The sequence below is a fragment of the Shewanella hafniensis genome (genome assembly GCF_019655335.1).
GTDB classification, from domain to species: Bacteria; Pseudomonadota; Gammaproteobacteria; order Enterobacterales; family Shewanellaceae; genus Shewanella; species Shewanella hafniensis.
On the sequence record NZ_BPFD01000128.1, the window covers coordinates 1 to 6,830 of the forward strand.

General features: G+C 46.9%; 5 protein-coding genes. 1 reads left to right on the forward strand and 4 read right to left on the reverse strand.

Annotated features, from left to right (window positions below; all coding sequences use genetic code 11):
* Positions 1 to 555 precede the first annotated feature (555 nt).
* A complete protein-coding gene (pssA, locus tag K5Q99_RS20940) occupies positions 556 to 1,407 on the reverse strand; it encodes a CDP-diacylglycerol--serine O-phosphatidyltransferase (RefSeq protein WP_107402438.1) in 852 nt (283 codons plus the stop codon).
* Between the two features lie 94 nt (positions 1,408 to 1,501).
* Here pssA and K5Q99_RS20945 point away from each other — a divergent pair, with 94 nt between their 5' ends.
* Positions 1,502 to 1,969 carry a DUF4124 domain-containing protein gene (locus K5Q99_RS20945; protein ID WP_012588346.1) on the forward strand — a complete coding sequence of 156 codons (468 nt, stop codon included), beginning with the start codon at positions 1,502 to 1,504 and terminating at the stop codon, positions 1,967 to 1,969.
* 271 nt (positions 1,970 to 2,240) lie between these two features.
* Here K5Q99_RS20945 and clpB read toward each other — a convergent pair whose 3' ends face one another.
* The 3 genes from clpB to rluD all read right to left on the reverse strand — a co-directional run bounded on the left by clpB (position 2,241) and on the right by rluD (position 6,722).
* Positions 2,241 to 4,814: an ATP-dependent chaperone ClpB gene (gene clpB / locus K5Q99_RS20950; protein WP_198573010.1), complete on the reverse strand. Its 2,574-nt coding sequence runs from the start codon at positions 4,812 to 4,814 to the stop codon at positions 2,241 to 2,243.
* Between the two features lie 198 nt (positions 4,815 to 5,012).
* On the reverse strand, positions 5,013 to 5,747 hold the full coding sequence (gene pgeF / locus K5Q99_RS20955) for a peptidoglycan editing factor PgeF (RefSeq protein ID WP_220778022.1): 735 nt from the start codon (positions 5,745 to 5,747) through the stop codon (positions 5,013 to 5,015).
* Entirely contained in the window at positions 5,748 to 6,722 is a 975-nt protein-coding gene (rluD, locus tag K5Q99_RS20960) for a 23S rRNA pseudouridine(1911/1915/1917) synthase RluD (protein WP_006080591.1), read from the reverse strand.
* Positions 6,723 to 6,830: the final 108 nt, after the last annotated feature.

Genomic DNA, 6,830 nt, shown 5'->3' on the forward strand with positions numbered 1-6,830 from the left:
CTCAACACCTGTGAGTGTCCACACAGATTTCTTGTTTTATCTTGTTAAAGAGCAACTCAATATTCGTAAGAGAACTTGAGTACCACACTGAGCGTCGAACGCTTCCAGTTGGCTAGGGCTGCGTATTTTACGCATTTCCCGTTTCGCGTCAAGGAGTTTTTGCAAACTTTCTCAACGCTCATCAATCAGTAAACTCATTGATGAACTGCCACATCAGGCTGCTTAACGCTGTCTGCCGTGTCAGTGGATGCGCATTATAGGGAGCAGGAGATTTTGTGCAAGGGCTTTTTTAACAATCTGCGCCAAGCGAATGAATAACCACCAAACTGCAGAAATATACTGCAATATTGAGCAATATCGCTGTTTGGGTTGATAAGTCTGGCAGAAGAAATCACCTATTGCAGAGGTTTTAATAGATTGAATGGGCATAAACAGAAGTTGATAGCGATTTTTAGCTATATCTATCAGCAAACCTCTAAAAACGTTATGCCCAGTGTGATGCCTTACTCTTGTTTGCACCTAGCTAATGATAAGCAATGCTCAAAAGCACGAGCCCTAAGGTTTATGTTCTTCTTGTTTCTCTTTCTCGAGATCTGTAACGACTTGAGTTTGTGCAGCGACTTGGACTGAGGAGTTCGTTTCGACACTCGCCGTGACATTATCTCCTACAACGTGAGCGACTTTGAGCTTTCTCACGGTTCGAATCGTAATGATCGGGCCTGAAATCGCATATAAGTAGAAGCCGACACATAAAATCAATGCAGGTTGCACCGACACCACCACAAACACACCGACGACCAGTAAGATCACGATGAAGTTAACCTTGCCGCGCCAATCAATTTCTTTAAAGGAGTGATAGCGGAAATTGCTGACCATCAGTAAACCGGTTGCTGCCGTAACAAGGGCCGCAATCCAACTGATATTTCTTCCATCGAGACTGTATTGATTACCAAGCCAAATACTGCCAGCAATAACAGCGGCGGCAGCCGGGCTGGCGAGACCTTGAAAGTAACGCTTATCAGCGACGCCAACTTGCGTATTAAATCGAGCAAGCCTGAGTGCTGCACCTGCGCAATAGATAAATGCGGCCAGCCAACCAATTTTACCTAAGTCCGCTAATGCCCAATTGTAGGCGAGTAGTGCTGGCGCCATTCCGAAGGACACCATATCGGCCATACTGTCGTACTCAGCACCAAAATCACTTTGGGTATTAGTCAGTCTTGCCACTCGGCCGTCGAGCCCATCACAAATCATGGCAATAAAAATGGCTATCGCTGCGGCTTCAAAGTTAGCATTCATGGAAGCAATTACGGCATAAAAGCCAGAAAACAAACCCGCTGTGGTAAAAAGGTTCGGTAATAAATAGATACCTTTATTCTTTACTGTTTGATTTGAAGAATTTTGCATACACTTATTACGCTAGTTCAGTGAAGAGAAGTTAGCTTTCAAGATAACATATTTTATTATCATGTCGATGAGAGACCAGTTAGGGATGATTTCGATGTTAAAAGTGAACACGTTCAGCACTATGCTATGCCGCTGGTTTTGGCTCGGCCTTTTCATTGGCCCCGTTTCTGCGGGCGTTATCTATACTTGGGTCGACGAAAATGGGGTGACGCATTACAGCCAACAAGCCCCGCAACAAGAAAACATCAAAGCAGAAAAGCTCTACAGTGAAGATTTAGAGCAGGCGAAAGTGGGTTTTATCGCACCGGTAAAGAAAGTGAAAGCCACTTCTGAAGCCAATGAATTAGAAAAGTCAGCGACGCTGATTAAAGAGAAAGATGCTAAACAGGCTCAATCCATTTGTGAGAGTGCTAAACACAATTTAGATATTCTCACGACGCACACTAAGCTTATCCGCCAAACTTCCGATTCGGGTGAATCTGTCGCTATGACAGAGGAAGACCGCCAAGCCTCGATTGCTCAGCAACAGGAAAGAATCAAACTCTTCTGTGATAAGAAGTAGCCAAATTCACTATGCCACTACATTAACGAACAACGATTAACGCTAATGCAATAAAAAAGGAGCCGAGTTAAAAACTCGGCTCCTTTCGTTTTAGTGCTTGAAGCGGTAGCGATACTGACTAAGAAAGCGCTATCTCTTATTGCAAGATAGTTTATTTCAAGCTCGTTCATTCAAGAACGCTTATTTCAGTTCGCCTATTTCAATCTATCCAACTTCAAGCTTGCGATTAACGTATCGCACTCAAACAACACACTAAGTGACTAGCTACTGGTTATTGCTCGAACACTAACTCGCCACCCGCACAGCTGACCTTGATCGGTTTACCCGGTAACAAGTCGCCACGCAGTAATTTCTGCGCCAGCGGGTTTTCGACTTCTTGCTGCAATGCCCGTTTCAACGGTCTTGCGCCATACACAGGATCGAAACCAATTTCCGCAATCAGTGATAATGCGTCGTCGGTGATCTCCAATGTATAGTCCTTTTCCGCCAAACGTTGGCGTAAGGAAGCAATCTGTATCGAAGCAATACGCTTGATATTGGCAGCATCCAATGGATGGAACACCACAGATTCATCGATACGGTTTAAAAACTCGGGTCTGAAACTGTGAGTAACCACATTCATTACCGCCGCTTTCATCTCTGCATAGGTCACTTGACCAAATCCTTCCTGGATAATGTCGGAGCCTAAGTTCGAGGTCATGATGATCACTGTATTTCTAAAATCTACAGTACGACCTTGACCATCGGTTAAGCGTCCATCATCAAGCACTTGCAGTAAGATGTTAAACACATCGGGATGCGCTTTCTCGACTTCGTCGAGCAATATCACCGAATACGGTTTACGACGAACGGCTTCCGTTAAGTAACCGCCCTCTTCATAACCTACGTATCCAGGAGGCGCACCCACTAAACGCGATACTGAGTGTTTCTCCATAAACTCAGACATATCAATGCGCACTAAGGCCGATTCGGTATCGAATAAGAACCTCGCCAGTGATTTACACAGCTCAGTTTTACCCACACCCGTTGGGCCTAAAAACAGGAACGAGCCAATCGGGCGATTTGGATCCGCCAGACCCGCGCGGCTACGACGAATCGCATTCGCGACCGCATCGACGGCTTCGTTTTGGCCTATCACCCGCTCGTGCAGCGCCACTTCCATTTGCAGTAATTTTTCGCGCTCGCCTTCAAGCATTTTCGATACGGGTATTCCCGTCGCTTTCGACAAGACTTCGGCGATTTCGAACTCAGTGACCTTGTTACGCAATAACGTCATGTCCTGCATTTCGGCTTGCGATGCCAAATCGAGCTGTTTTTCAAGCTCTGGAATACGACCGTATTGCAGCTCAGACATCCGAGTTAAATCACCCGCACGACGCGCTACTTCTAAATCCATTCGAGCCTGTTCGAGATCGGCTTTAATGTGCTGAGTTCCCGCTAGTGCGGCTTTTTCAGTACGCCAGATTTCGTTCAACTCTGAAGCTTTAGCTTCAACGTCACGTAATTCCTCTTGCAGATGGTCAAGCCTGCGACGACTCGCCTCATCATTTTCTTTGGCTAACGCTTGCTCCTCCAGTTTGAGCTGGATAGCACGACGTTCAAGCCGGTCGAGTGACTCAGGTTTTGAGTCCATCTGCATGCGAATGCTCGATGCCGCTTCGTCGATCAAATCGATCGCTTTATCGGGCAACTTACGGTCCGACACATAACGGTGCGACATAGTCGCCGCCGCCACAATCGCCGGATCGGTAATTTCCACATGGTGATGCAGCTCGTAACGTTCTTTCAGTCCACGCAAAATAGCGATGGTGTCTTCAACGCTTGGCTCATCCACCAGCACTTTTTGGAAACGACGTTCAAGCGCCGCATCTTTTTCAATGTACTGACGATACTCATCAAGCGTGGTAGCGCCCACACAGTGCAAATCACCACGCGCTAACGCAGGTTTCAGCATGTTACCCGCATCCATTGCGCCTTCACCTTTACCGGCGCCGACCATAGTATGCAGCTCGTCGATGAAGAGGATCACTTGACCTTCTTCCTGCGCTAACTCATTTAATACCGCTTTTAAACGTTCTTCGAACTCACCGCGATATTTAGCGCCCGCAATCAATGAGCCCATGTCGAGGGATAAGACACGCTTATTTTTAATGCCCTCGGGGACTTCACCATTAACGATACGTTGGGCAAGTCCTTCAACAATCGCCGTTTTACCCACACCCGGTTCACCGATAAGGACGGGGTTGTTTTTACTGCGGCGTTGCAGAACTTGGATCGTGCGGCGAATTTCATCATCACGGCCGATCACAGGATCTAACTTGCCTTGCTCGGCTCGCTCGGTTAGATCGATAGTAAACTTCTTCAGCGCTTGGCGTTGATCTTCAGCGTTTGGATCATCCACTTTTTGGCCGCCACGCATTTGTTCAATGGTTTGCTCCATCAACTCTTTGGTCGCGCCGGCTTTTTTCAATGCCTGCGCGAGAGCATCAGCCCCTTCTAACGCAGCTAATACAAATAACTCGCTAGAGATATATTTGTCTTTACGCTTTTGCGCCAATTTATCGCACAGATTTAATAAACGGATTAAACCTTGGGATAATTGCACATCGCCGCCGGTACCTTCGACTTGAGGTAAGCGTTCCAGTTCTTGACTCAAAAGCGAGCGCAGCGCACTCACGCGAATGCCAGCTTGAGTCAATAAGGGATGGATTGAACCTGAATCTTGGTTCAACAATGCCATCATCAAATGCAGCGGTTCAATAAACTGATGATCACGCCCGAGTGCGAGAGACTGGGCATCTGAGATGGCAAGCTGAAATTTATTGGTCATACGATCGAGTCGCATACAGCCTCCTAAAACTCACATAGTAGATATATGCCAATCCACAAGATATCTTGCCAATTTAGTGGCGTTAAATCAGTACCGCTAATGGAAAGATCTCAATAGGATTGGTATTACATTTCGTTAGTTAAAAGATGGGGGCTATTTAGCCAAATTCAAGCGAATAACGCTCAAATAAATATAAATTGTAGGGGAATTAACTTAAGACTTAAGCCAGATCAACGATGCCATGCGCCCCGTTACTTTATCGCGACGATAAGAGAAGTAATTGGTGTCGCTGACAGTGCAGATATCGGCGCTATAGATATGCTTGATGCCGAGTAAACTCAAGCGTAATTTAGCCAAGCCAATAATATCGGCCAGATACTTGTCACCACTGGGAATAAAACACGCTGCCGCCTGTGGATGTAACCCACAGAAAGCGTGCTTCACTTCGACGCCCACTTCAAATTTTTGCGGACCAATGGCCGGGCCTAGGTAGGCAATCAACTCATCCATAGGAGAACTAAACTGCGCCGCGGTGGCCTCAATCACGCCATCACATAAACCGCGCCAACCGGCATGGGCTGCAGCCACTTCGGTTCCCGCTTGATTACACAGTAATACAGGTAAACAATCGGCGGTCATTACAGCGCAAACTTGGCTCGCTGTTCGACTATAACTGGCATCGGCAATCGGTATATCTACAGCAAGAGCTAAGCTCAGCGTGTCTAAATTGAGCACATGGGTACCATGGACTTGCTCAAGCCAGACAGGTTTGGCGGTTAACGCTAATTGTTTGCAGAGTAATTCACGATTAGCCATCACCTGCTGTTCAGCATCACCGACATGCAGTCCAAGATTCAAACTGTCATAGGGATGCACGCTCACACCGCCATGACGATTTGTCATAGCGATGCCAACATTAGCAGGAACAGGCCAATCGTGTTCAAACACTTAGAGATACTCGATCGGATGCTCTACCGTGTCTTGACGCAGTGCTTTAGTCAAAATCACCATGTCTTCAGGAATTGGCGCTTGCCAGCTCATGATTTCACAACTCACTGGGTGAGCTAATTCTAGACGAACTGCGTGCAGCGCTTGGCGCTTGAAGTTTTTCAGGATATCGAAAAACTCTGGGCTCGCGGCTTTAGGCGGTTTTGGACGACCACCATACACAGGATCGCCCACTAACACGTGGCCTATGTATTCCATGTGCACACGGATCTGGTGAGTACGGCCAGATTCTAGACGTAATCTCAGACGTGTGTGGTTACGGAATTTTTCCGCGACACGGTAATGCGTCACCGCAGGTTTACCTGAGTGCAGCACGGCCATGTGAGTACGTTTAGTAAGATGGCGACCAATCGGCTCATCCACAGTACCGCCACCAGTCATAGTACCCATAACAATCGCTTCGTATTCACGAGTGATTTCACGGGCCTGCAAAGCGGCAACTAAATGCGTTTGCGCTTCAACGGTTTTGGCAACGACCATCAAACCTGTTGTATCTTTGTCCAGACGATGCACAATACCCGCACGTGGCACATGCTCAATATCAGGACAATGGTGCAATAGTGCATTCATCAAAGTGCCATCGGCATTGCCTGCACCAGGGTGAACCACCAATCCAGCTTGCTTGTTGATCACGATAATGTCGTCATCTTCATAGACGATATCCAGATCAATGGCCTGCGCCGCGGCATGGACTTCTTCTTCGAGAGTGGCGTCTATGAGTATCTGTTGCAGCTCATAAACTTTCTCGCGGGGCTTATTAACGACAACGCCGTCAACATGAACTGCATCAGATAGGATCCATTCCTTGATGCGCGTGCGCGAGTAATCTGGGAACAACTCTGCTAGGGCCTGATCTAATCTCAGTCCAGTTTGTGTTGCCGAAATCTCGCTTTTTAGATTAATCTCTTGTGTCATAGGAACCGTATCCCCATTTAGGGGTCAAAAAATGTGTGCTATCTGTTACAATCGGATGTTTTCTATTTTATAGTGAAATGGAAAAATTCTTAACTACAACTTAAAAAG

What these genes read in the sequence shown, in the direction of transcription:
- rluD (WP_006080591.1), bottom strand. Translation starts at nt 6,722, where the DNA reads ATGACACAAGAGATTAATCTAAAAAGCGAGATTTCGGCAACACAAACT.
- clpB (WP_198573010.1), bottom strand. Translation starts at nt 4,814, where the DNA reads ATGCGACTCGATCGTATGACCAATAAATTTCAGCTTGCCATCTCAGAT.
- pssA (WP_107402438.1), bottom strand. Translation starts at nt 1,407, where the DNA reads ATGCAAAATTCTTCAAATCAAACAGTAAAGAATAAAGGTATCTATTTA.
- K5Q99_RS20945 (WP_012588346.1), top strand. Translation starts at nt 1,502, where the DNA reads ATGTTAAAAGTGAACACGTTCAGCACTATGCTATGCCGCTGGTTTTGG.